Origin of the sequence: Streptomyces sp. NPDC056883 (assembly GCF_042788835.1) — a bacterium.
Taxonomy (GTDB): Bacteria; Actinomycetota; Actinomycetes; order Streptomycetales; family Streptomycetaceae; genus Streptomyces; species Streptomyces stoeckheimensis.
On record NZ_JBHUBS010000001.1, the window covers coordinates 333,136 to 356,529 of the forward strand.

The 23,394-nt window shown below is 72.6% G+C and carries 20 protein-coding genes; 9 read left to right on the plus strand and 11 right to left on the minus strand.

Translation table 11 applies throughout. The features are described 5' to 3' along the window. The first annotated feature begins 35 nt into the window (after positions 1-35). A complete protein-coding gene (locus tag ACFRU2_RS01680) occupies positions 36-1,064 on the plus strand; it encodes a TolB family protein (RefSeq protein ID WP_382966581.1) in 1,029 nt (342 codons plus the stop codon). Between the two features lie 76 nt (positions 1,065-1,140). Here the strand turns inward: ACFRU2_RS01680 and ACFRU2_RS01685 are convergent, their stop codons facing one another. Next, the gene (locus tag ACFRU2_RS01685; RefSeq protein ID WP_243332231.1) at positions 1,141-1,827 is read right to left on the minus strand and encodes a GNAT family N-acetyltransferase; all 687 of its coding nucleotides are present in this window, start codon (positions 1,825-1,827) and stop codon (positions 1,141-1,143) included. A gap of 140 nt (positions 1,828-1,967) precedes the next feature. Between ACFRU2_RS01685 and ACFRU2_RS01690 the strand changes: the two genes are divergently transcribed. After that, the gene (locus tag ACFRU2_RS01690; RefSeq protein WP_382966582.1) at positions 1,968-2,774 is read left to right on the plus strand and encodes an alpha/beta fold hydrolase; all 807 of its coding nucleotides are present in this window, start codon (positions 1,968-1,970) and stop codon (positions 2,772-2,774) included. 148 nt (positions 2,775-2,922) lie between these two features. On the opposite strand, the gene ACFRU2_RS01695 is transcribed toward ACFRU2_RS01690, so the two are convergent. After that, positions 2,923-3,693 (minus strand): GntR family transcriptional regulator, encoded by a 771-nt coding sequence (locus tag ACFRU2_RS01695; protein WP_382966583.1) that lies wholly within the window; start codon positions 3,691-3,693, stop codon positions 2,923-2,925. A 175-nt stretch (positions 3,694-3,868) separates the two neighbouring features. Between ACFRU2_RS01695 and ACFRU2_RS01700 the strand changes: the two genes are divergently transcribed. The 3 genes from ACFRU2_RS01700 (at position 3,869) to ACFRU2_RS01710 (ending at position 7,068) form a co-directional block, all read left to right on the plus strand. Continuing rightward, positions 3,869-5,119, plus strand: coding sequence for a PTS transporter subunit EIIC (locus tag ACFRU2_RS01700; RefSeq protein ID WP_382966584.1), 1,251 nt, complete (start codon positions 3,869-3,871; stop codon positions 5,117-5,119). A 126-nt stretch (positions 5,120-5,245) separates the two neighbouring features. Continuing rightward, a complete protein-coding gene (locus tag ACFRU2_RS01705) occupies positions 5,246-6,298 on the plus strand; it encodes an SIS domain-containing protein (RefSeq protein WP_382966585.1) in 1,053 nt (350 codons plus the stop codon). A gap of 89 nt (positions 6,299-6,387) precedes the next feature. Then, entirely contained in the window at positions 6,388-7,068 is a 681-nt protein-coding gene (locus ACFRU2_RS01710; RefSeq protein WP_382966586.1) for a (2Fe-2S)-binding protein, read from the plus strand. A 91-nt stretch (positions 7,069-7,159) separates the two neighbouring features. On the opposite strand, the gene ACFRU2_RS01715 is transcribed toward ACFRU2_RS01710, so the two are convergent. Together ACFRU2_RS01715 and ACFRU2_RS01720 are read right to left on the minus strand one after the other, a co-directional pair. Beyond that, positions 7,160-8,965: a S8 family serine peptidase gene (locus ACFRU2_RS01715; RefSeq protein ID WP_382966587.1), complete on the minus strand. Its 1,806-nt coding sequence runs from the start codon at positions 8,963-8,965 to the stop codon at positions 7,160-7,162. Between the two features lie 228 nt (positions 8,966-9,193). Further along, entirely contained in the window at positions 9,194-10,546 is a 1,353-nt protein-coding gene (locus tag ACFRU2_RS01720; protein ID WP_382966588.1) for a cation:dicarboxylate symporter family transporter, read from the minus strand. Positions 10,547-10,673: 127 nt separating this feature from the next. On the opposite strand from ACFRU2_RS01720, the gene ACFRU2_RS01725 reads away from it, so the two are divergent. After that, positions 10,674-12,368 carry an ATP-binding protein gene (locus ACFRU2_RS01725; protein WP_382966589.1) on the plus strand — a complete coding sequence of 565 codons (1,695 nt, stop codon included), beginning with the start codon at positions 10,674-10,676 and terminating at the stop codon, positions 12,366-12,368. Beyond that, on the plus strand, positions 12,365-13,087 hold the full coding sequence (locus ACFRU2_RS01730) for a response regulator (protein ID WP_382966590.1): 723 nt from the start codon (positions 12,365-12,367) through the stop codon (positions 13,085-13,087). Before ACFRU2_RS01725 ends, ACFRU2_RS01730 begins: the two co-directional genes overlap by 4 nt. Here the strand turns inward: ACFRU2_RS01730 and ACFRU2_RS01735 are convergent. After that, entirely contained in the window at positions 13,027-13,890 is an 864-nt protein-coding gene (locus ACFRU2_RS01735) for a tyrosinase family protein (RefSeq protein WP_382966591.1), read from the minus strand. The two genes, ACFRU2_RS01730 and ACFRU2_RS01735, sit on opposite strands and share 61 nt — an antisense overlap. Next, positions 13,890-14,303: a tyrosinase cofactor gene (locus tag ACFRU2_RS01740; protein WP_382966592.1), complete on the minus strand. Its 414-nt coding sequence runs from the start codon at positions 14,301-14,303 to the stop codon at positions 13,890-13,892. Before ACFRU2_RS01740 ends, ACFRU2_RS01735 begins: the two co-directional genes overlap by 1 nt. Before the next feature lie 309 nt (positions 14,304-14,612). Between ACFRU2_RS01740 and ACFRU2_RS01745 the strand changes: the two genes are divergently transcribed. Then, positions 14,613-16,004 carry a glutamate decarboxylase gene (locus ACFRU2_RS01745; protein ID WP_382966593.1) on the plus strand — a complete coding sequence of 464 codons (1,392 nt, stop codon included), beginning with the start codon at positions 14,613-14,615 and terminating at the stop codon, positions 16,002-16,004. Positions 16,005-16,013: 9 nt separating this feature from the next. Here the strand turns inward: ACFRU2_RS01745 and ACFRU2_RS01750 are convergent, their stop codons facing one another. The 5 genes from ACFRU2_RS01750 to ACFRU2_RS01770 form a co-directional block, all read right to left on the minus strand. Beyond that, a complete protein-coding gene (locus ACFRU2_RS01750; RefSeq protein ID WP_382966594.1) occupies positions 16,014-18,533 on the minus strand; it encodes a Helicase associated domain protein in 2,520 nt (839 codons plus the stop codon). Positions 18,534-18,683: 150 nt separating this feature from the next. After that, on the minus strand, positions 18,684-20,360 hold the full coding sequence (locus ACFRU2_RS01755) for a sigma-70 family RNA polymerase sigma factor (protein ID WP_382966595.1): 1,677 nt from the start codon (positions 20,358-20,360) through the stop codon (positions 18,684-18,686). A 76-nt stretch (positions 20,361-20,436) separates the two neighbouring features. Further along, positions 20,437-20,859: a DUF4180 domain-containing protein gene (locus tag ACFRU2_RS01760; protein ID WP_382966596.1), complete on the minus strand. Its 423-nt coding sequence runs from the start codon at positions 20,857-20,859 to the stop codon at positions 20,437-20,439. Beyond that, positions 20,852-21,367 (minus strand): helix-turn-helix domain-containing protein, encoded by a 516-nt coding sequence (locus tag ACFRU2_RS01765; protein ID WP_382966597.1) that lies wholly within the window; start codon positions 21,365-21,367, stop codon positions 20,852-20,854. Before ACFRU2_RS01765 ends, ACFRU2_RS01760 begins: the two co-directional genes overlap by 8 nt. Before the next feature lie 16 nt (positions 21,368-21,383). Then, on the minus strand, positions 21,384-22,235 hold the full coding sequence (locus ACFRU2_RS01770) for an alpha/beta fold hydrolase (RefSeq protein ID WP_382966598.1): 852 nt from the start codon (positions 22,233-22,235) through the stop codon (positions 21,384-21,386). A 107-nt stretch (positions 22,236-22,342) separates the two neighbouring features. On the opposite strand from ACFRU2_RS01770, the gene ACFRU2_RS01775 reads away from it, so the two are divergent. Next, entirely contained in the window at positions 22,343-23,386 is a 1,044-nt protein-coding gene (locus ACFRU2_RS01775) for a S66 peptidase family protein (RefSeq protein WP_382966599.1), read from the plus strand. Positions 23,387-23,394 lie beyond the last annotated feature (8 nt).

Consider the following 23,394-nt stretch of genomic DNA (forward strand, 5'->3'; position numbering starts at 1 on the left):
GCCTCTCCCCGTAGCCTCCGAAAGGGCCGCCACCCATGCCCCTCCAGCGCCGGATCCTGATCCTCGTCTCCGCCGTCGTGCTGCTCGCCTCCATCGGTGCGCTCGCCGTCGTACGGGCCTCCTCGCGCGCCGAGGAGAAGAACCGGGTCCAGGCCGGCGGGCCGCCCATCACCCGCGGCGAGGTCTCCCTCGCCGCGGGTGACGGCGGCCGGCGGATCGTCTTCCGGAACATGGCCTGGGGGCCGCACCGCGACGAGCTCGCCACGGCGGCGGCCGGCGCGCCCGAAGGTCCGCGTACCGCCTCCGGGGTCAGCTGCCTGCGTTTCCACGCGGCCGCCGGCACGGGGGTCTGCCTCCAGGCCGACAAGGGCGGGGTGCAGGACGGCTACAAGGCGGTGGTCCTCGACGCCCGGCTGAAGGAGGTCGCCACCCGCCCGCTGGCGGGCATCCCGACCCGCGCCAGGGTCTCGCCCGGCGGTCACCTGGTCGCCTGGACGGTCTTCGTGGGCGGGGATTCGTACGCCGGTACGAACTTCTCGACCCGGACCTCCCTGCTGGACCTGCGCAGCGGGACGTACGACGCCTCGCTGGAGGACTTCACCATCCAGAAGGACGGCAAGACCTACCGCAACGCGGACGTCAACTTCTGGGGGGTCACCTTCGCCGCCGACGAACGGACCTTCTACGCGACGCTGGCCACCGGCGGCCAGACCCACCTGGTCCGCGGCGACCTCGCGGCGCGCACGGTGACCACGCTGCGCGAGAACCTGGAATGCCCGTCCCTGTCACCCGACGGGACCCGGCTGGTGTTCAAGAAGCGGGTGCCGGGCCTGTCGCCGGACGCGCCGTGGCGGCTGTACGTCCTGGACCTCGCCACGATGGCCGAGGCTCCGCTCGCCGAGGAGCGCAGCGTCGACGACCAGGTGGTGTGGACCGACGACAAGACCGTCGTCTACTCGCTGCCCGGGGACTTCGGCGCCGACCTGTACTCCCTGCCCGCCGACGGCGGCGGGGCCCCGGCCCGGCTGATGACCTCGGCCCTCGCCCCCGCCTTCCTCGGCTGACACCGGGAAGAGGGGGCGGGGCAGGGGGCGGGGCCGGGGCCGGGGCCGGGGCCTGCGGGACCTCGGAGCAGGACCGTTACGCCGGGATGAGCGTCTTGCGGCGCCGCTTGCGCTGCGCCGCGGCCGACAGCCGCAGCTCGATGACCGACCGCACGGTCGGCCACTCCTCGTCGAGGATCGAGTAGAAGGCCGTACTGCGCACGGCGCCGTCCAGGCCCCGCGAATGGGCCCGGCGGACCCCCTCGCTGGTGAACCCGAGCCGTTCCATCGCGGCGCGCGAGCGTCCGTTGCGGGCGTCCGCGCGCAGCGAGATCCGCCGGACCCCCCAGGTCTCGAAGGCATGGCGGAGCATGAGCAGCTTCGCCTCGGTGTTGATGCCGGTGCCCTGGGCCGCGGGGGACAGCCAGGTATTGCCGATCTCGGCGGCATCGGGGATCGCCGTAGCCGGATCGCCGAACGGGACCCCCGGCACGGCGGGCCACACCAGCGGCCCCTGCCAGTAATCGAGTTCCAGGAACCGGGTCGAACCGACCACCCGATCGTCGGTGGCTCTGACCACCGCGAACGGGAGCGATCGACCCGCCGCCTGATCGGCGAGGGCACGGTCGATGTACTCGTGTGACGCCTGCAACCCGTGAGGTACGGGAGTGAAGGCGTAAGTCGTACGATCCTCGGCCCCGGCCAGGGCCAAGGCCTCGGTGTGGTGGGGGGCGAGGGGCTCAAGCCGCACGGAGCGGCCGGCGAGGAGTACGGGTACGGGCACGGAGCCTTCGGTCCTTCTGGGCGGTGGGGTGGTTGCACAGTCTGCGTCCCTGACGTCGCCCCCCGTGCAAAACACGGGTGAAAGGCAACGGGCTGTCAGGTGAACGCGAGTGGCTCAATGTAGCCCCTTAGGGTCCTCTCATGAACCCCCAAATTGGCAATGGCGTGACACTCTTTTTCGAGGACTTGGGTCCCCGCGACGGAGCCCCCGTAATCCTGATCCACGGACATCCGTTCAGCCACTCGATGTGGGCCCCCCAGACGGCCGCACTGACCACGGCCGGTTACCGGGTGATCACCCCTGACCTGCGGGGATACGGGAAAAGTCCGGTGCTGCCGGGCAAAACGCTGCTCGCGGACTTCGCCGATGATCTCGCCGGTCTGCTCGACCGTCTGGGCGTCGAACAGGCGGTCGTCGGCGGAGTGTCCATGGGCGGCCAGATCGCCATGGAGATGCGGTTGCGCCACCCGGGCCGGGTGCGGGCCCTCGTCCTCTCCGACACTTCCGCTCCGCCGGAAACGGAAGACGGCAAAACCTTCCGCCGGAACCTTGCCGAGCGGCTCCTCGCGGAGGGAATGAAGCCCTATACCGACGAGGTCATCGACAAGATGCTCGCGCCGTACAACGTGACCGGGATGCCGGAGGCCGCGGCCGAGGTCACCGGGATGATGTACGCCACCGACCCCGAGGGTGCGGCCGCCGCCCTGCGCGGGCGGGCCGAGCGGCCCGACTACGCCCCCGTGCTCGCGGCGCTGCCGGCCGAGGTGCCCTGCCTGATCGTGGTCGGCCGCGACGACGTCTACACCCCGGTCGCCGAGGCCGAGTCCCTGCACGCACTGGTCCCGCACTCGGTGCTCGCCGTGGTGGAGCGGGCCGGGCACCTGCCGGGCGTGGAACAGCCGGAGGCCTTCAACCGGGCACTGCTGGAGTTCCTCGCGGGAATCTGACCGGCGCCCGAAAGCCCCGGCCCGGGCGGGCGACCGCCCGGGCCGGGGCTTTCGGCTGTCCGACGGGTGCCGAACGGGGTTCCCGGAGGGTGCCGAACGAGGCTCCGGAGGGTGCCGAACGGGGCTACCGCGCCCCGGACGGGCGGTGTCAGTCTGTCTGCAGGGTGGTGCGCAGCCGGTAGCGGTCCCCGCTGTACTCCACCGTGGACAGCAGCAGCGGCCGCTGCTGCTTGGTGTACACCGTCTGGTCGAGTACGAGTACGGGCGCGCCCTCGGCGATGCCCAGGTGGCCGGCCAGCTCCCCGTCGGCGTTGCGCGCTTCGATGGTGGCCTCGGCGCGGTCGGGTTCGACGCCCCAGCGGCGCAGTTCCTCGAAGAGGGAGGTCTCGCGGAAGTCGGTGCGGGCGAGGCCCGGCGCGAGTTCGGCGACGACCAGGGTCCGGTCGACGGCGATCCGGACGTCGTTGAGCAGCCGGACCCGCTCCAGGCGCAGCAGCGGGGTGCCGGCGGGCACGTCGAGGCGGTCGGCGTCGTCCAGGGACGCGGTGACGGTGTCGTGGCGCAGGACCACCGAGCTGGCGCGCATGTGCTTGCGCCGAGCGGTGGCGGTGAAGGACTCCAGGTCCTTGGGCCATTCGCGGGCGGGCGCGGGAGCCACCGGCGCCGCGACGAACCAGCCGCGCCCGTGGGAGGCGGTGACCAGACCCTGTTCGACCAGGCGCGCGAGCGCGCGGCGCAGGGTGACGCGGGAAACGTCCAGCCGGGTGCACAGCTCGCGCTCGGGCGGCAGCTTGCTGCCCTCGGACAGGCCGCGTCGGGCGATCTCCTCGCGGATGCGGTCCGCGGCCTGGGCCCAGAGGGGGTCCGCGGCGCGGGTGTGCGAGGAGGTGGCGTCGGCGATGGCAGCGTCGTCGGTCATGGGAGCGAGAATACCACTCGCTACCACTCGATCGGGCTTCTGGCCGCGTGTTCACGGGACCTAAGGCCCCATGTTGATGTTTTGTGAAAGACCACTGCGGACCACTGTTGACCAATCCAAAACCACTGGTTACCTTCGAGTCGTCCCCACCACCCCGCTCGACGAGGAGCACCAGATGAGTACGGCCACCGCCGCGGTCACACCGGCCGCCGGAAAGAAGCCGGGCCGGATCATGCCGGTCATGCAGCGCATCGGCCGCAGCCTGATGCTGCCCGTGGCCACGCTGCCGGCCGCGGCCCTGCTGACCCGGCTCGGCGGCGCCGACCTGCTGGGCCGGGAGAACTTCCCCCTGCTCATCCAGAAGTTCGCGATGGTCCTGGCGGCGGCCGGTGACACCGTCTTCGCCAACCTGCCGCTGCTCTTCGCGATCGGCGTGGCCGTCGGCTTCGCCAAGAAGTCGGACGGCTCCACCGCACTGGCGGCCGTGGTCGGCTACCTGGTCTTCAAGGCCGTACTCGCCAGCCCCGCCTTCCCCAAGGGCGTGGACGGCGAGCCCCTCGACGCCAAGGTCCTCGGCGGCATCGTGATGGGCCTGGTCGCGGCCCTCCTCTACCAGCGCTTCAGCCGGACCAAGCTGCCCGAGTGGCTCGGCTTCTTCGGCGGCCGCCGGCTCGTGCCCATCCTCAGCGCCTTCGCGGGCGTCGGCATGGGAGTGGTATTCGGAGTGGTCTGGCCGACCGTCGGCGGCTGGTTCTTCCACTTCGGCGAGTGGCTCGTCGGCACCGGCGCCTGGGGCGCGGGCCTCTTCGGCCTCGTCGTCCGGGCCCTCATCCCGATCGGGATGCACCACTTCTTCTCGGTCTTCCCCTGGTTCGAGGCGGGCAGCTTCGTCAACCCGGCCACCGGCACCGAGGTGCACGGAGACATCGCCCGCTTCCTCGCCGGCGACCCGACCGCGGGCCAGTTCATGACCGGCGGCTTCCCGATCTACATGTTCGCGCTCCCGGCCGCCGCCATGGCCATCGCGCACGCCGCACGCCCCGAGAACCGGACCATGGTCAAGGGCATGATGATCTCCGTCGCCCTGACCTCCTTCGTCACCGGCGTGACCGAGCCCATCGAGTTCGCCTTCATGTTCGTGGCCCCGCTGCTCTACGCGATCCACGCCTTCCTCTTCGGCGTCTCGATGGCCGTCTGCTACGCCCTCGGCATCCGCGACGGCTTCGGCTTCTCCTCCGGCGCCATCGACTACATCGTGAACTACGGCATCGCCACCAAGCCCTGGATGCTCATCCCGATCGGCCTGGCCTTCGCCGCCATCTACTACGTGCTCTTCCGCTGGGCGATCGTGAAGTTCGACCTCCCCACCCCGGGCCGCGAACGCGACGAGGAAGGCAAGCCGCTCACCAAGGCCGACGCCTCCTGAGCCCCCGGCCGGCGGCTCCCGCAGGCCGGCCCCCGTTCCGCCCGACCGCCCCGCACGATCGCCCGCCCCCGCCCGCCCGTACCGGCGGGGGCCCGCGACCCCCAGACTTCGCTAAGGACCCCCACCATGTCCGGATCCCGCATCACGTTCCTCGAAGGCCAGGCCGACCAGGGCGCAGCCCTCGCCCGGATCGCCGACCGCGTCCGCACCCAGCTCGCCTCCCCGGAGCTCGCCGGACTGCGCGGCGCCGAGCGCCCCCTGTTCACCGGCATCGGAGCCTCGTACGCCGCCCTCGCCGTCCCCGTACAGCAGCTCCGCGAAGCCGGGATCGTCACCCAGCGCGTGCTGTCCAGCGAGATCGAGACCGGCACCGCCGGCTTCGACACCGACTGCCTGATCGCCGTCTCCCAGGGCGGCCGCAGCTCCGAGACGATCGCCGCCTTCGAGTGCGCCGCCCCCGGCATCACGAAGACCGCGCTGCTCAACGTGGTCCCCTCGCCGCTCGGCGACCTCGCCGACCTCACCGTGGATCTCGGCAACGAGCCCGACTCGTACGCCTCGACCATCGGCTACACCGGCACCCTCGTCGCCCTCGACCTGATCGCCGGGGCCGTCGCGGGCCGTGACGGCGACCCGTGGGGCGAGATCGCCGAGCAGACCACCGCGGTCCACTCGCAGGCCACTGCCGTCGTGGCGGGCCTGCGGGAGCGCGGCGCCCGCTGCATCGCCTCCGACGGCGTGGCGGCCGGAGCCTCCCGGGCCTCCGCCGAGGAGGGCGCGCTGCTGCTGCGCGAGGTGGTGCGGATGACCGCGGCCCACTCGGCGACCCGCAACTACCTCCACGGTGAGATGGAGTCGGCGGGCAACACCCTGCACCTCGTCTACGGCGACGGCCGCGAGATCGAGCTGGCCCGCTCGCTGGCGGGCGCCGGCCACCTCACGCTGCTGATGACCACGGCCGAGGTGGAGCCGGCGGACAGCCTGTCGGTCGTCCGCCTGCCCGAGGTCGCTGACGCGGTCCGGGTGGTCCTGGAGACGGTGGTCCTGCAGGAGCTGGTGGCCCAGCTCAGCGCCGAGCGGGGCGTTCCGATCGAGTCCTTCGTCTTCGCCAACGACGACACCAAGCAGGGCGGCCTCGACATGTCCGACTTCGAGGTCGCGGCCTTCACCCAGGCCTGAGCCCGGGCCACCGGCACCCCGGCCACCCTGAGATCATCACCGGAAGGGCCCCTCGCACGAGGGGCCCTTCACGAGGGACGGAGCCAGGGGTGGACGACGTACTGCGGCAGTTGGGCTCCGTCGGCCCCTTCTTCACCGTGGCCTACGGGAAAGAGCCGCCCGGGCCCGGCTTCCGCCCGCTCGAGGAGCTCTACGGGGAGGGGCTCGGGTCCTACGTCGGCGAAGTCGGCCGGCGCATCGGGAGCGGACCCGGCCGGGTGGCGGCTTCGACCGCGCAGTTCGGGATCGCCTCGCGGCTCTGGTCGCTCGGGCTCGGCTGCGCCGTGCTCGCCGGGCGGGTGCCGGACCTCGGCCCCGGCCGCCTGTGGTGGCGGCTGCTTGGGGCGGGGTCCCTGGAGCTGTGGCTGCCCGAGCCCGCCGAATTCCCCGGGGAAACCCCGGCGCGGGCCCTCGCGGACAGCGTGCTCGGCCACCTCGCGGTGCTCGACACGGCGCTGCGCGAGCGGTTCGGCGTCTCACCGCTGGTGCTGCGCGGCAATGCCGCCTCGGGGCTGGTCGGCGCCGTCCGGGTGCTCACGGACCGGGTGCCGGGGGAGGCGGCGGCCGAGCTAGCCGCCGGGCTGCTCGCCGACGGCGGCCCGCTCGGCGGGAGCGGCACCTTCGTCCACGAACCCGGCCTCGGGGTGGCCTTCGTGCGCCGCAGCTGCTGCCTGTACTACAAGGTGCCGGGCGGCGGGCTCTGCGGGGACTGCGTACTGCGGACCAAGTAGGCGGACGGGACCAGGGGCCACCGGGGTGCGGCGTACCGCTCCCCGATGGCCCCCGTGGCGCCACTGATCGGAAGGCCGGAGGGCCCGGAGATCAGAAGGTCAGGTTCCAGGCGTCGATCTTGCCGGTGTCCTGGTTGGCGTTGTCGTTCACGCGCAGCGTCCAGACACCGTTGGCGACCTCGGTGGAGGCGTTGACGGTGAAGGTCTGGATGATGTTGTCCGTACCGCCGCCGGCCCGGTTGCTCAGGACGTAGACGGAACCGTCCGGAGCCACGAGGTCGACCTTGAGGTCACCGATGTAGGTGTGCTTGATGTCCACGCCCACCTTGAGGGTGGCCGGCGCGTTGCCGGTCACTCCGCTGACGGTGATGGAGCTGTTCACGGTCGCGTTGTCGGCGATCGCGACATCGGTGAGGTTCTCGAAGTACTTGCCGGGAGGCGGGGTCGAGCCGCCGACCGCCTTCAGCGCGTCGACCTGGCCCTCGCCGAAGAACCCGTTGTTGGCCGTGGTCCCCTTGCAGCGGGTGTCCGACGGGCAGGCGGTGTCGTTGGCCTGGGTGGCCAGCGCGGTGCGGATCTGCGCCGGGGTGAAGGTCGGGTTGGCACTGGCGATCAGCGCCGCGACGCCCGCGACGTGCGGGGTGGCCATCGAGGTACCGCTCTTGGTGCTGTAACCGCCGCCCGGAGCGGTGGAGTAGACGTTGCTGCCCGGCGCCGCGACGTCGATGACGCCCTGGCCGAAGTTGGAGAACGAGGCCTTGGTGGTTCCGGTGCCGTTGGCGGCGACCGTGACCACGCCCGGGAGCTCGGTCGGGATGTCGAGGCAGGCGTTGGTGATGGTCCGGGTGGTCGGCGTCGAGTCGTTGGGGCTCGCCGAGTCCGTGGTCTTGTTGGCGAGGTCGTAGTTCTCGTTGCCCGCCGCGGCGACCTGGAGCGAGCCCTTGCTCTCCGCGTACTCCTGGGCGCGCTTGACGCCCTCGATGATCGCGGCCTGGTCGATGTTGTCCGGGCAGTTGAACTGCCACGGGTCCGTGTAATAGCTGTTGTTGGTGACCTTGAACCCGTGGTCGCCCGACCACACGAAGGCGCAGATGGTGTTCTCGGCGAAGAACAGCGAGGTGCCCGGCTCGGCCACGCGGACCGAGGAGATCTTCACGCCCGGGGCCACGCCGACGACGCCCTTGCCGTTCTTGGCGGCGGCCACGCTGCCGGCCACGTGCGTGCCGTGGGTGTCCACGTCGCGCCAGGCACCGACCCGGGTGTCCGCCTTGCCGTAGGCGCAGGAGGCGGAGTCGGCGGCGTTGAAGTTCGGCGCCAGGTCCTGGTGCTGGTCGTCGACGCCGGTGTCCAGGATGCCGACCTTGACGGAGGCGGAGCCGGTGGTCACGGCCCAGGCCTGGTCGGCCTTGATCTGGCTCATGTCGGCGCGCACGGGCTCGCCCGCGGGCGTCGTCGACTGGGACGGGTTGGCGGGCAGCGCCGGGTTGTAGGCGTCGGCCGGTACGTCCGAGGTGCGCGTCGCGCCGACCTGCTGGACCCCGCTGACACCGCGCATGGTGGCGGCGAAGGTCGAGGAGGTCGAGTGGGCGACGATCACGCCGATCTGGTCGTAGTACGAGAAGACCGTGCCGCCGTTCGCCGCGACGGCGGAACGGACCGCGGAGCTGTCACCGGCAGCGGTGATCACCACGTAGGCGCGGGTGCCGGCAGCCCAGGTCGCACTCTGGGAAGTCGGCGCCGGGGCCTGGCCCTTGGCGGGGGCGGAGGTGCCGGGGATACCGGCCGGGGAGACCGGCGCCGTGCCGGCGAGCGCGGCCGGTGCCCCGAAGGCCAGGGCGGCCAGGGCGGCCGCCAGTACGAGGGTGCGTCGAGGTCGGCTGGATATGTGGGGTATCAATGCGTCCTCCGAAGACGGCCCTGCGGTGCGGGTGGCACCTACCGGGCCGTACGAAACGAGTGGTGGACGCAAGATGTCAGAAGCGTGCCCCGATATGGAAGTACCTTTTACAGCTAGACGGTTCAACTGATCTTGGCTGAAAAACAACTACCGCCCGAGGTGTTGGGACCGGCCGGGCTGGGCACCGTGGGGGCGAGCCCTGCCCGGCCGGTCCGCGGAGCGTTCCCGTCAGACGGGTACGCCGTCCTTGGTGACGCCCGGCTGGGCCGGTACGGCCGCGGCCTGCTCGTACGCGTCGTCCGTGAGCGTGCTCTCGTCGAACGGCAGCCGTCCCGCGAGCACTTCGGTGGCCCGGGCCCGGTCGAACTCCTTGGTCCAGGTGCCGATCAGCACGGTCGCGATCGCGTTGCCCGCGAAGTTCGTCAGCGCCCGCGCCTCGCTCATGAACCGGTCGATGCCCACGATCAGGCCGACGCCGTCGACGAGTTCAGGCCGGTGCGACTGGAGTCCTCCGGCGAGCGTGGCGAGGCCCGCACCCGTGACCCCGGCCGCGCCCTTCGAGGCGATGATCATGAACAGCAGCAGGGAGATCTGCTCGCCCAGGGCGAGGGGCTTGCCCATCGCCTCCGCGACGAAGAGCGAGGACATCGTCAGATAGATCGCGGTCCCGTCCAGGTTGAAGGAGTAGCCCGTGGGGACCGTGATGCCGGCCACCGGCCGCGAGACGCCCACGTGTTCCATCTTCGCGATCAGCCGGGGCAGCGCCGACTCCGAGGAGGAGGTGGACAGGATCAGCAGGAACTCCCGGCCCAGGTAGCGCAGCAGGGCGAACACGCTGATCCCCGTACAGAGCCGCAGCAGCGTGCCCAGGATCACGAAGACGAAGAGCAGGCAGGTCGTGTAGAAGCCGATCATGATGACCGCGAGGGACTTCAGTGCGTCCATCCCGGTCGCCCCGACCACCGCCGCGATCGCGCCGAACGCGCCCACCGGCGCTACCCACATGATCATCGCGAGCACGCGGAACACCAGCTTCTGCAGGTGCCCGACCCCGCGCAGCACCGGCTCGCCCGCCGCGCCCATGGCCTGCAGCGCGAACCCGCAGAGCAGTGCCACCAGCAGCGTCTGCAGCACCTCGCCCCCGGTGAAGGCCGACACCAGCGTGGTCGGGATGATCCCCAGCAGGAACTCCGGCGTGCTCTCCGCGCCGCCGGCCTTGGCCTGTGCCTCGCCCGCGTGCCGGGCCGCCTCGGTCAGGTGCAGCCCGCTGCCCGGCTCCAGCAGGTTGCCCACCAGCAGCCCGATGGCCAGTGCCACCGTGGACATCACCATGAAGTAGCCGAGCGCGAGCCCGCCCACCGCGCCGACCTTGGCGGCCTTGCGCACCGAGCCGATGCCCAGCACGATCGTGCAGAAGATGACCGGCGAGATCATCATCTTGATGAGGTTGACGAACCCGGTGCCCAGCGGCTTGAGCTCCACGGCCGTCCCGGGTGCGGCGAACCCGACGGCGATGCCGAGCAGCACCGCGCCGATCACGGCGATGTACAGATAATGCGTCTTGTCGCGCCTGGCGGCCACGATGCCTCCTGGTAGTGCCCTTCGCCTCCCTGATGGCGAAGGCGTCCCGGGAGGACCATCGCCCGCCGCTGTGACCCCGGTCACCCTTGCGTTCATTGAGTTCACGCCCGGGTGCACACTGAGCGCCATGTTCCGCTTTCCCCGGCCGCCGCGCAGCCTCGCCGGCCAGCTCTTCGCCATGCAGGTGGTGCTGGTCGCCGCGGTCGTCGCCGGCTGCGCCGTCTTCGCGTACGCGACCGCCCGCGACCAGGCCGAAGAGGCCGCCCGGCGCCAGGCCGGAGCAGTGGCCCGCGCGGTCGCGGACTCCCCGTCGGTACGGGACGCGGCGCGTGCACAGCGGCAGGAGGAGGAGGGGGCGCGGGCAGCCGGAGGGGAGCCCGTCCCCGAAGCCGTACGGGGAACCGGGCGCGGGGCCGGTGCCCCCGGCGGGCCCACCGCGGCCCTGCAGCCCTACGCCGAGCGGGTCCGCGTCGACGCGGGCGTGGACTTCGTGACGATCATGGCTCCGGACGGACGGCGCTGGACCCACCCCGACCCGATGCGCATCGGCGAACGCTTTCTCGGCAACACCGCCCCCGCCCTGCGGGGCGAGACCTTCAGCGAGACCTACACCGGCACCCTCGGCCCCTCCCTGCGCGTGGTCACCCCGATCACCGACGACGGCCGGGTCATCGGCATGGTCGCCGCGGGCATCACCGTCCGCGCGGTCAGCGCCCGCCTCGCCGCGCGGCTCTCCGCCCTCGCCTGGGTGGCGGGCGGGGCCCTCGCCCTCGGCGGGGCCGGCACCTACGTGGTCAACGCCCGGCTGCGCCGCCACACCCACGGGATGAACGCGGCCGAGCTGAGCCGGATGTACGACTACCACCAGGCCGCCCTGCACGGGGTCCGCGAAGGGCTGCTGATGCTCGACGGCCGACGCCGGATCACCCTGGTCAACGACGCGGGCCGCGAACTCCTCGGCCTGGGCGGGGAGGTCAAGGGAACCGGCGTCGCCGACCTCGGCCTGCCCGCCCCGCTCACCGGGGCCCTGCTCTCCGACCGGCCCCGGGTGGACGAGGTCCATCTGACGGTGGACCGCGTGCTCGTGCTCAACAGCGCGCCCGTCGCCGGCGGCGGCCGCCGGGGCACGGTGATCACCCTGCGCGACCACACCGAACTGCTGTCGCTGACCGGGGAACTGGACCAGGAACGCGGATTCACCCGGGCGCTGCGCGCGCAGGCCCACGAGGCGGCCAACCGGCTGCACACCGTGGTCTCCCTCATCGAACTCGGCCGCAGCCGGGAGGCGGTGGACTTCGCCACCGCCGAACTGTCCCTCGCCCAGGCCCTGACCGACGAGGTGATCGCCGCCGTCGGCGAGCCCGTGCTCGTCGCCCTGCTCCTCGGCAAGGCCGCGCAGGCCCACGAACGGGGGGTCGAGCTGGTCGTCACCCCGGACAGCGGAGCCATCGACGCCGGGCCCGGCGGCCCGCCCGCGCGGGACCTCGTCACCGTCCTCGGGAACCTCGTCGACAACGCCGTCGACGCCCTCACCGGCGTGCCCGGCGGCCGGATCTCCGTCACCATCCGCCCCGACGGCCCGGCCGGACCCCACGGGCGCGGGGTGCTGATCGCGGTGGCCGACAACGGCCCGGGGCTTCCCGAGGGCGCGGACGTGTTCCGGCGCGGCTGGTCGGGCAAGGGTGAGGGGCGGGGCCTGGGCCTCGCGCTGGTGCGGCAGGTGGCCCACCGGCACGGCGGAAGCGCGGACGCCGACCAACTGCGGGACGGGGGCGCGCGGTTCACCGTACGACTGCCGGCGCGCGGGGAGGGGGAAGCATGAGCACGCCCGAGGTGCGGGTCCTCGTCGTCGAGGACGATCCGGTGGCCGCCGACGCGCACGCGCTCTACGTCGGGCGGGTGCCCGGCTTCACCGCCGTCGCGGTCGTCCACTCCCTGGCCGAGGCCACCCGGGTCCTGGAGCGGACCCGGATCGACCTGCTGCTGCTCGATCTGACCCTGCCCGACGGCCACGGGCTGCGCTTCGCACGCGGCCTGCGGGCCGCGGGCCACCCCGCCGATGTGATCGTGGTGACCTCGGCGCGGGACCTGGGGGTCGTCCGCGAGAGCGTCTCGCTCGGGGTGGTGCAGTACGTACTGAAGCCCTTCGCCTTCCCCACCCTGCGCGAACGGCTCCTGCGCTACGCCGAGTTCCGTGCGACGGCGGCGGGCGAGGCGGCCGGCCAGGACGATGTGGACCGCGCGATGGCGGCCCTGCGCTCACCCCGGCCGGCCGAACTACCCAAGGGGATCGGAGGGCCGACCCTGGAGCGGGTCGCCGCGCTGCTGCGGGCGGCCCCCGAGGGGCTGACCGCGGGCGGGACGGCCGAGGCGGCCGGGATCTCCCGGATCACCGCCCGCCGGTACCTGGAGCACCTGGTGGACACCGGCCGCGCGGACCGCACCCCCCGGTACGGCCAGGTCGGCCGCCCCGAACTGCACTACCGCTGGCTGGCGGCCGCCCCGGCCGGGGCCGGCGCCGGCTCGGTGTCGAAGGTGTAGAACTTCCGGTGGTCCAGCATGTCCGCCGGGGTCACGTCGTTCCACGGCCGCATGGTGTCGTTCAGGTCCACGACGTTCGGGGTGCCGGCGGCCGGCAGGTACGGCGACTGCGGGTGCAGTGCCTGCCAGTCGGCCCACAGCTTGTCGATGAAGGCGTGGTGCATCCAGAACACCGGGTCGTTGGGGGAGACGCCGGTGGCCATCTGGCCGCCCACCCACACGTGCACCCGGTTGTGCAGGTTGGCCCCGCGCCAGCCCTCCAGGTTGTTGCGGAAGCCGCCCGAGGAGCTGTTCCAGGGCGCCGCGTCGTACACCGGCATGGCGAGGACGGAGTCCACCTCGGCCCTGGTCGGCAGCTGGGCCACGCCGGTGCCGAGCGCGCGCCGCAGGTAGGAGCGCCCGTCGACCCGTACGGCTATCTCCCACTTGCCCGCCGCGTACGCGAACGGTCCGTCGAGCACCTGCCCGTCGCGGGCCCGGCCGGTGCCGCCGAGGAAGTCGGCGGCCCAGAGGGAGGAGCGGGCGGTCCGGTCGGCCGTCCAGTCCCAGTACGGCAGGGCCACCGCCGGATCCACCTCCTGCAGCGCCGCCTCGAACTCCAGCAGAAACCGGCGGTGCCAGGGCAGGAAGGAGGGGGAGCGGTGGCCGACCCGGTCGCCCGAGTCGGTGTCGCTCATGATGAAGCCGTTGTGCGTGGTGACGAAGCGGTCGTAGCGGCCGGTGCGCTTCAGTTCGAGGAGCGCTGCGACGAACGCCCGCTTCTCCTCGGGGGTGAGCGAGGCCTGGTTCTTGCGGATCGTCATCACATGCCGCCCATCGGGACGAGGGCGGCGCCCTGGAGTTCGCGCACGGCGGCGCGGGCGAGGGGGAGCGGGCCGGAGAAGGTCTCGTAGTGGTTGACCACGCTGATCCAGCTGCCGTCGGCGTTCCGCATCACGTGCAGTTCGCGGCCGTCTATGAGGACGGTCGGCATGCCGGGGGACTGGTGGCCCCCGTGGTGGCCGCCGTGGCCGTCCCCGCCGCCCGAGGCGGGGATGATCCGTATGCGGCGGCCCTGGTAGACCTCGTCCGTGCTTCCCGAGGGTCCCGCGGGGGTGGCGGGTGCGGCCGTACGGGATCCGGTGACGGCTGCGTGCGCGGTGGCGCCGGCGAGGCCGAGAGCGGTGAGTGCGCCGGCAGAGGCGCCTAAGGCCTGTCGGCGGGTGATCTTGTTCATGGCCCGAAGAGGTATCAGGGCGCCGAGAACGCAGGGCTGTTATCCGGACATGCGCGGATAAGTTGCCGGTCGAACTAGTTGGATGATCTTCCCGTCCGGACTGGCTCCAGCGGCCCGGACGGGAAGACCTGTGTGAAAAAGCTTAATGGACGGGAAATCCTGCGGTCACACGGGGTGGCTATGGGAGGCATCACATCGCGGAGTCGGCCGGAAGCTGCAGCCGGAATTGCCTCAGAGGTCAGGTCCTGGGGGTGCCTCGAAGTGAATTTTGAGGCGATATGCCCGGTTCCATCCCGTTATAGTCCCGATATGGCTCTCCATGAGACGAAGGACCTGCGTGCCCGCGACGCCGAGACGGACGTGTTCGCGTCCGCCCTCAGCGGCGAGATCCTCCCCAAGTACCGGATGCCCGAAGACCACTCGCCGTCCGAGGTGGTCTACCAGCTCCTCCACAACGAGCTGCTCCTCGACGGCAACGCCGCCCAGAACCTGGCCACCTTCTGCACCACCTGGTCGGACGACGGGGTCCACCGGCTGATGAACGAGTGCCTCGACAAGAACATGATCGACAAGGACGAGTACCCGCAGACGGCCGAGATCGAGAGCCGCTGCGTCAACATCCTGGCCGACCTGTGGAACGCCCCCGCCGGCACCACCGGCACCGGCTGCTCCACCACCGGCTCCAGCGAGGCCGCGATGCTCGGCGGCCTCGCCCTCAAGTGGCGCTGGCGCGAGCGCCGCCGCGCCGCCGGACTGCCCGCCGACAGGCCGAACCTGGTGTGCGGGCCGGTCCAGGTCTGCTGGGAGAAGTTCGCCCGGTACTTCGACGTCGAGCTCCGCCAGCTCCCCCTGTTGCCCGGAGCCACCGGCCTGAGCCCCGAGCAGCTCGCCGCCAACGTCGACGAGAACACCATCGGCGTCGTCGCCATCCTCGGCGTCACCTACACCTGCGTCTACGAGCCCGTCGCCGAGATCGCCGCCGAACTCGACCGGATCCAGGCCGAGCACGGCTGGGACGTGCCGATCCACGTGGACGCCGCCAGCGGCGGCTTCGTGGCCCCCTTCCTCCACCCCGACGTGGTCTGGGACTTCCGGCTGCCGCGCGTGGCCTCCGTCAACACCTCCGGGCACAAGTACGGCCTGGCCCCGCTCGGCGTCGGCTGGATCGTCTGGCGCACCGCCGACCTGCTCCCGGCCGACCTCGTCTTCTCCGTGGACTACCTCGGCGGGGACATGCCCACCTTCGCCCTCAACTTCTCCCGGCCGGGCGGCGAGATCATCGCCCAGTACTACCTGTTCCTGCGCCTGGGCCGGGGCGGCTACCACCGGGTCCAGCAGGCCTGCGCCGACACCGCCCAGTACCTGGCCCGCGAGATCGAGACCATCGGCCCCTTCACCCTCCTCTACGACGGCCAGGGCGCGCTGCCCGCCGTCTCGTACCGGCTCACCGACCCGGAGGGCGCGGGCTTCACCCTCTACGACCTCTCCGACCGGCTCCGGATGCGCGGCTGGCAAGTGCCCTCGTACCCGCTGCCGGCCGAGCGCGAGGACACGGTCATCCAACGGGTCCTGATCCGGCACGGGGTGACCCGGGACCAGATCGCCCTGCTGGTCTCCGACCTGCGCGCCGCCGTCGAACACCTCCTCGCGCACCCGCAGCCCGTGCCCGCGGCGCCGCCCCGGTCCGGCTTCCACCACTGACCGGGGCGCTCAGGACGCCGACCAGCGCATCCCCAGCTCCGTCAGCGCGGCCGTCCGCTCCGGGGTGAGGGACGCGGCGCGGGAGCGCTGGTTGGCGATCCAGGAGCCGAGGCGCAGGTCCCGGTCGCCGACCCGCTCCACGTGCGCACGGGGCACCCGCAGGTGCTGCTCACGGTCGTGGAACCGCCGGGCCGCCTCCAGGTGCGTCGCCCACGCGTCCGCGTGGGCGACCCGGGGCTTCGGCCGGTCCGCACCCTCGGCCGGGGTCACCCCGAGGGTGTGCTCCAGCAGCCAGCGCTGGGCCCAGGCGAGGCGCTCCCAGGCCGTGCGCTGGCCGCGCAGCCACACGCCGAGGTCCTCGCCCTGGACCACGGCCTCCCCGGGGCGCGTCGGCAGCGGGCCGCCCGCGTCCAGATGGACCCGGGTCAGGTGGAAGGCCCGCTGCCAGGAGATCTCCCAGGACGGACACCAGGAGGCGTCGATGGCCTCCAGGGCCTCCCGGCGCTCCTCGGACAGGGCTCCGGGGCCCTCCCGGCGGGCCGCCGCCCGCTGGTTCTTGACCCAGACCCCGACCGGGGCGCCGCGCCAGGTGGCGTCCACGGGAGGCAGCAGGTGACCGTGCTCGGCGGCCCAGCCGCTCGCCGCCGCGAGCCCCTCCTCGAACGCCACGTCGAAGTGGCTCCACACCATGCCCAGTTCGCCGAGCTGCGCCACCCGGCGGTGGCCGAGCGCCCCGCGCCGGTACGTGCGCCGGGCGTCCGCGATCCACTGGCCGAGCGGGAAACGGGCCAGCCCCGGCGGCCACGGAGCCCCGGCTCCCTGCTCCTCCGCGGCAGCCGCGTCCGCGTCCGCCTTGGCCGCCGTCTCCTCGGGCACCTTGAACGCGAACGGCACCTTGAGGTCCCCGACGAGCCCGGCGTAGATCCGGGCGGCCTCCACCCCGCGCCGCCAGTGCTCGTGCTCCGGGTGCAGGACGCGCAGCCGGACGAAGGCGGCCAGCAGCGCCGGGTCGCGGGGCGTGGAGAAGCTCAGCAGGGACTCCGCGCCGCCGCGCAGCCCGGAGCCGCCCACGGACTCCGCGCCGCCCGTGCCCGCGCGCCGGCTCGGGGCCTGGGGCTGCGCCAGGGACTCGACGACCCGGGTGTCGTGGGCCCGTAGCGCCTCCAGCAGCCGCGCGAGGTCCCCGTACGCCCGTGAGGTCAGCATCGTCTCGGGGGACTCGCCGGGCCCCAGCAGCACCGGCACCACGAGCGAGGCGACCTTGCCCTCCCCGGGCCGGATGCGCAGCGCCCGGCCGACGGCCTGCACCAGGTCGGGCATGGAACCCCGTACGTCGGCCCAGAAGACCGAGTCGCACTCCTTGGTGTCCACGCCCTCGCCCAGCACCCGGACACTGCCAAGGAAGGCCTTGTCCGCGACCCGGTCGTCCGCGAAGGCGCCCAGGACGCGGCGCCGGTGCGCCGCCGTGTGCTGCCCGCACAGCCAGTCCGCCCAGACGGTACGGGGGTACACCGGCCGCGGGGCCCAGCTCGTGGCGCGCAGTCGTGCGGCGACCGCCGGCAGACCGGCCGCGAACGCCTCGGCCTCCTTGGTCAGGTGATGGAAGACGAGCGTGCGCCGGAACCCCTGCTTCACGGCCGCCGTCACCAGCGCCGTCTGGAGCGCCGCGAGCCGCACCCCGCGCACGGAGTCGGAGCGCCCGTCCGGCCCGAGCAGGACGGCCGCCTGGAACTCCGGATCGCTGACGTCCACGCAGACCACGCGGTAGGGCGCGCAGATGCCCCGGTCGACGGCCTCCGAGAGGGTGAGGGTGTAGCAGCGCGCGCCGAACGGCCCGTCGGGATCGTCCTCCATGGAGGCCACGAGGTCGCCCCGGCCGCGCACCCCTTCCGGCTGGTCGGAGCCCTCGGCGGACTCGTCGCCCTCGGCGGGCGCGGAACCCTCGGCGGACTGCCAGACCCGGGGCGTGGCCGTCATGTACAGCCGGCGGACCGAGGGGATCCGCACGTTGTCGTGCACCACCGCCCAGGGCTTGCCGATGCGCCCCGAGGTCCGGTGCGCCTCGTCGACCACGATCAGGTCCCAGCCGGGCAGCCCCTCGCGGTGCGCGCGTTCGATGGTGCCCAGGCCGAGCGAGGCGTACGTGGCGTACACCGTGACCCGGTCGACGGGCGGGCCCGCCCAGCCGGCCAGTTCGGCTGGGTCGGTCGTGGTGGGCACTCCCGCGTCCTCGCCGCGTAGCGAACACACGGCGAAGGCGCGGCCGGTCCGGCCGCCCTCGCGCCAGGCCGCCGCGGTCTGCACGAGGAGGTCCAGGGAGGGCACCAGCACCAGGACGCGTCCCGCCCGCAGTTCCTCGGCCGTGTGCACGGCGACCAGCGACTTGCCGGAGCCCGTTGCCATGATCACCTGCGTACGGAGCCCGGTCCGTGGGACCCTGCGCCCGGCGGGCAGTTCCAGCGCCCGTACGGCGGCGTCGACGGCCTCGCGCTGGTGCGGACGGAGTCTCTGCCTGCTGATGCGCCCCACCTCCACCGTGATCTGCCGCTTTGCTTCCAGCTCCTATCTTGCCCCCATTTTGAATCATTGAGGGGAGATCGAGTGGACGGGTGTGCGGCGGAGCGTGGCGGGGCCGGGGCGGAGCGTGGTGGAGCGGGGCCCGCCCCGGGGCGGGAGGTCTTACATCCGGGCGCCGAAGTTCTGGGTCCACCACGGGCCGTCGGCACCCTGGTGGATGCCCACGCCGATGTCCTTGAAGGAGCAGTTGAGGATGTTCTCGCGGTGCCCCTGGCTCTTCATCCAGGAATCCATGACCTGAGCCGCGGTCCGCTGCCCCTTCGCGATGTTCTCCCCGTAGGTGGACCAGCGGTACCCGGCGGCGGTGGTCCGCTTGCCCGGGTCCGCGCCGTCCGGGTTGGTGTGCGAGAAGAAGTCCCGCCGCGCCATGTCGTCGGAGTGCCCCTGGGCGGCCGTACGCAGCTGCGCGTCCTCCTTGAGCGGTCCGCAGCCGGCCTTCGCGCGCTCGGAGTTGACCAGGGATATCACCTGGGCGGCGGTGCTGCCGCCCGGCGGCGCGGGAGCGGGGCTCTTCGGCGGGGTGGACTTCGGGCTCGGCTTCGGGGTGGGCGTGGGGGTCGGACTCGGGGTCGGGCTCGGGCTCGGGCTGGGGCTCGCCGAGGCGCTCGGAGAGGCGGACTCCGAGGGGCTCGGGGTGGCGGAGGCCGCCTCCGGTGGCAGTGCGGTCCCCGATTCCGGCGCCACGAGCGCGGCCGGAGGCACCTCGGGGGATCCGGTGCCGGGGCGGGTGGCGAGGTAGGTCACCCCGCCTCCCACGACGCAGGCGGCGAGCACCGCGCCACCGATGACCCGGCGCCGGCCGCGGGTGCGCCGCTGCTTGCGCAGCGAGGCGCGCCCGTCGCCGGGACCGCCCGCCGAGGCGAACTGTGCTTCGAGGTTGCTGCCGCTGCCGCCTCCGCTGCCGCCGTCGGCGTGGCCGGCGTCGGGGGAGTCGCCCGGACCGTACGCCGTAGCGGCGCCGGCCAGGCCCGCGGAGGCGTAGCCGGAGTCCAGGGCCGCCCGTACGCCCGCGAGCAGCGCCGCGGAGACCGGCAGCAGCGCCAGCCCGGCCAGCAGTCCTTCGGCCGGGACCAGGCCGTTCCACAGCCCGGCGCACCGCAGGCACTCACGGGCGTGCCGGGCTATTCGCTTGCGCCACAGCGCCGACGGCAGCCCGTCCCAGCTCGCCGCCACGGTCCGCAGGTCCTCGCAGGGCGGCTGGGCACCCAGCGCCCGCTCCACCACCCGGGCCGCCTCCAGCTGCGCCTTCATCCGCTGCACCCGTACCGCGGTGTGCTGCGGGGACAGTTCCAGCGCCTGGGCCATCTCCGCGCGGGTCAGCTCCCCGGCGCACTCCAGCCACCACAGGGACAGCAGCGCCCGGTCGTCGGGCTCGAGCCAGCGCGTGGCACGGGCCGTCTCGCGCCGCTGGCCCTCCAGCTGGAGCCGTACGACGGTCAGGTCCACGAAGTCGGCGCCCGGATCGGCGAGCTCCCAGGCGGCTTCCAGCCCGCTTTCGCCGGGGGCGCTCCGCCGGGCCTGCCAGTGGGCGCGCACCCGGTTCATGGCGATCGCGACCAGCCAGGACCGGAAGCTGTGGTCGTCGCGCAGGCCGCCCAGCCCGTCGAGTGCCCGCAGCATCGTGTCCTGGACCACGTCGTCCACGTCGACGGACCCGTTCAGGGCCCGCCCGACGATGTTGTAGACCAGGGGCAGATAGGTGCTGACCAGGTCGTCCTGGGCGCGCGGGTCGCCCGCGCGGGCCGCGGCCACCAGTGCTGCCGTGTGCTGAGTGCTCATAGAAAAGTCCCTGTCCGTACCGGCGCTCGATGATGCCCAATACCTGGGAGACCGTCGAGGGGGACTCCGATAACGCTTATCCGTCGATCGGTTCCGCGGATGCGGAATCCGGAGCGCCCGGCCCTGTTTTGCCGGCCGGAGCGAGGCGGGAGGCCAGGGCGTCGAGATCGGGCAGGAACCAGACGTGGCGGCCCTCGTTCGATTCCCGCACGAGATCGCGCAGGGCCGAACTCGCCTCCAGGTGGTGCGAGAGGTCGCCCACGACCACCAGGCGGACCCGGTAGTTCACGAACTTCTGCATGATCGCCCCGGCGAGCCCGCTGCGCAGGTCGAAGAAGCCGGCGTCCAGGCGTTCCACCGGGACGGCGACGATGTCGGTCCGGTAGAAGGCGCCGCCGATCAGCTGGTCGAGCGCGTCCTGCTCGGTGACGACCGGCGGGCCGTCGGCGGCGCAGACCAGCACCGGTACGCCGTGGTGTTCCACGAGGAGGTCAGCCACGGTGCGCCGCCCCCGCGTCGTGGCCGGTGCCGTGGTCCGCGTCGTTCCCCATGCCGTTGCCCGGCCCGAGCAGCCCGTCGATGAGGTGCAGGAGATCGGCGGTGGTGGCGGCGTCGCCGAGGATCACGATCTTCATACGGGCCCGCTCCTTGTCGTAGACCGTCTGGACGCGCAGCGTGGCCGGGGTGTCCCTCGGGGACTGCGCGCTCGCCGTGACGAGGGTCGCGAGCCGGTTCGCCGCGTCGGGACCGATCGCGTCGATCTGCACGATGCTCGACACCTCCAGGTGTCGCCGCGGCGCCTCCCCGGCGGCGGAGGGCTCCTCGCCGGCCGGATCGGGCAGGCTCGTGAGGGCCTCGAAGTCCGCCCGGTTGATCCGGTACTGCTTGCCGATCCGGACGGCTTTGAGCCGGCCGTCGCGCACGTAGTTCCGGACGGTGCGCACGTGCAGCCCGAGCAGCTCCGCCACCTCGCCGACCGAGTACAGCTCGCGTCCTTCGTCACTCATGAGCCCGCATCCTACCCTAAGAGGTGAAGATGCATGCTGATAGGGAAGGATGAGGAAGGTCAAGGGGTCGGGCCCCGGCGGAGCTCGGCGAGTCTTCGGAACCGAGGAGGAGTCCGAGGAGTCGCCCGGGAGCCCGCAGCGGCAGGTAGTGATCGGCGCCGGCGACCACCTCGAGCCGCGCGCCGGGGATGCCGTCGGCGAGACGGCCGGCGATGACACCGATCTCGGGGTGGTCGTGATCGCCGACGACGACCACCGTCGGCACCCCGATCCGGTCCAGACGGCCGACCGCATCCTCGGCCGGGTCGAGGGCGTGCCCCTTCTCCGCGGCGGCTCCGGCTTCGGCGTTCTCGCGCACCATGGGCTCGATGACCTCGAAACCCGGGGCCCGGTCGCCCAGGCTCGCCCAGAGCGTGAGTTCCAGCTCGGCGATGCGGCTGCCGACCGATCCGCGGCGCGCCGCGGCGTACGCATCCATCTCGGGGCTCCGGGGCCAGTCGTACCCGCCGACGGACGATGCGATCAGCGTCAGCGACCGGACCCGCTCGGGGTGTTCCAGCGTGAAGTCGAGCGCGACCTCGCCTCCCATGCTCAAGCCGACGAGCCCCGCGCTCCGGAAGCCGAACCGGTCCAGGACCGCCAGCAGGTCGTCCTCGTGGCGGAAGGGCCCGGTCGGAGGCGTGGAGCGGCCGTGGCCCCTGGCGTCGTAGCGCACCACGGTGTGGTGGCGTGCCAGGGCGGCGAAGACGTGGTCCCACAGGCGGCTGTCGTGGACCGATCCGTGGAGCAGGACGAGCGGGGGGCCGTCCCCGGCCCGCTCGGCGCGGATGCGGCCTCCGTCGGCGACGGGTATCAACTCGGTGGTCATGCCGTCGATTCGATCACGGCGCCGCCCGCGTCGAGAGGGGCGGGACACCCCCTAGGGCCCCGGAAAACCCCTTCGGCGGCGGTCGGGCCTGCTCCTAAGATCACCGGATGACGGATCCTCGCTACCCCGCCAAGCCCCGCCCCGGAGACCGCGTCGCGGTGCTCTCCCCTTCGGCCGGTCTGCCCGAGCTCTTCCCGCAGCCCTACGAGCTGGGGCTGCGCAGGCTCCGGGAGGAGTTCGGCCTGGAGCCGGTGGAATACCCGACCACCCGGAAGATGGGCGCGACGGCCCGGGAGCGGGCCGCCGACCTCCACGCCGCCTTCGCCGACCCCGAGATCAAGGCCGTCATCGCCAGCATCGGCGGCGACGATCAGATCACGCTGCTCCCGCACCTCGACGCCGATCTCCTGCGCGCCAACCCCAAGCCGTTCTTCGGATACAGCGACAACACCAACCTGCTCCTGCACCTGCGGAGCCTCGGGCTGGTCGCCTACCACGGGGGCTCGGTGATGGTCGAGCTCGGACGGCCCGGCGCCATGAACCCGCTCACGGCCGAGTCCCTGCGCGCGGCGCTGTTCACCTCGGGCGAGTACGAGCTGACCGCCGCCGGCGCCAGCGGGGACGTCAACGGCCCCTGGGACGACCCGCGCACCTTCGACGCCGAACCGGACCTGGAGCCGGCCGGAGGCTGGACCTGGCACCACGCCGACCGGGTGGTCGAAGGCGAAGGCTGGGGCGGGAACCTGGAGATCCTCTCCTGGCTGCTGATGGCCGACCGCGCGGTGCGGCCCGTCGAGGAGTACGCCGGCGGGGTGCTCTTCCTGGAGACCTCGGAGGACATGCCGAGCGCCCGTGACGTCTACTGGATCCTGCGCAACATGGGGGAGCGCGGACTGCTGCGGCAGTTCCCCGCCTTCCTGATGGGTCGGGCGAAGAGCTGGTCCTTCGAGCAGCGCTTCGACGCCGAGGAGCGGGAGCGCTACCGCCGCGAGCAGCGCGAGGCGGTCCTGCGGGCCCTCGGCGAGTACGCCCCCGACGCCATGGCCGTCTTCGACGTGGACCTCGGGCACACCGACCCGCAGATCGTGATCCCCGTCGGGGGCCGGATCCGGGTGGACGGTCCGGCCCGCCGGATCTTCGTCACGTACTGAACAGGCCG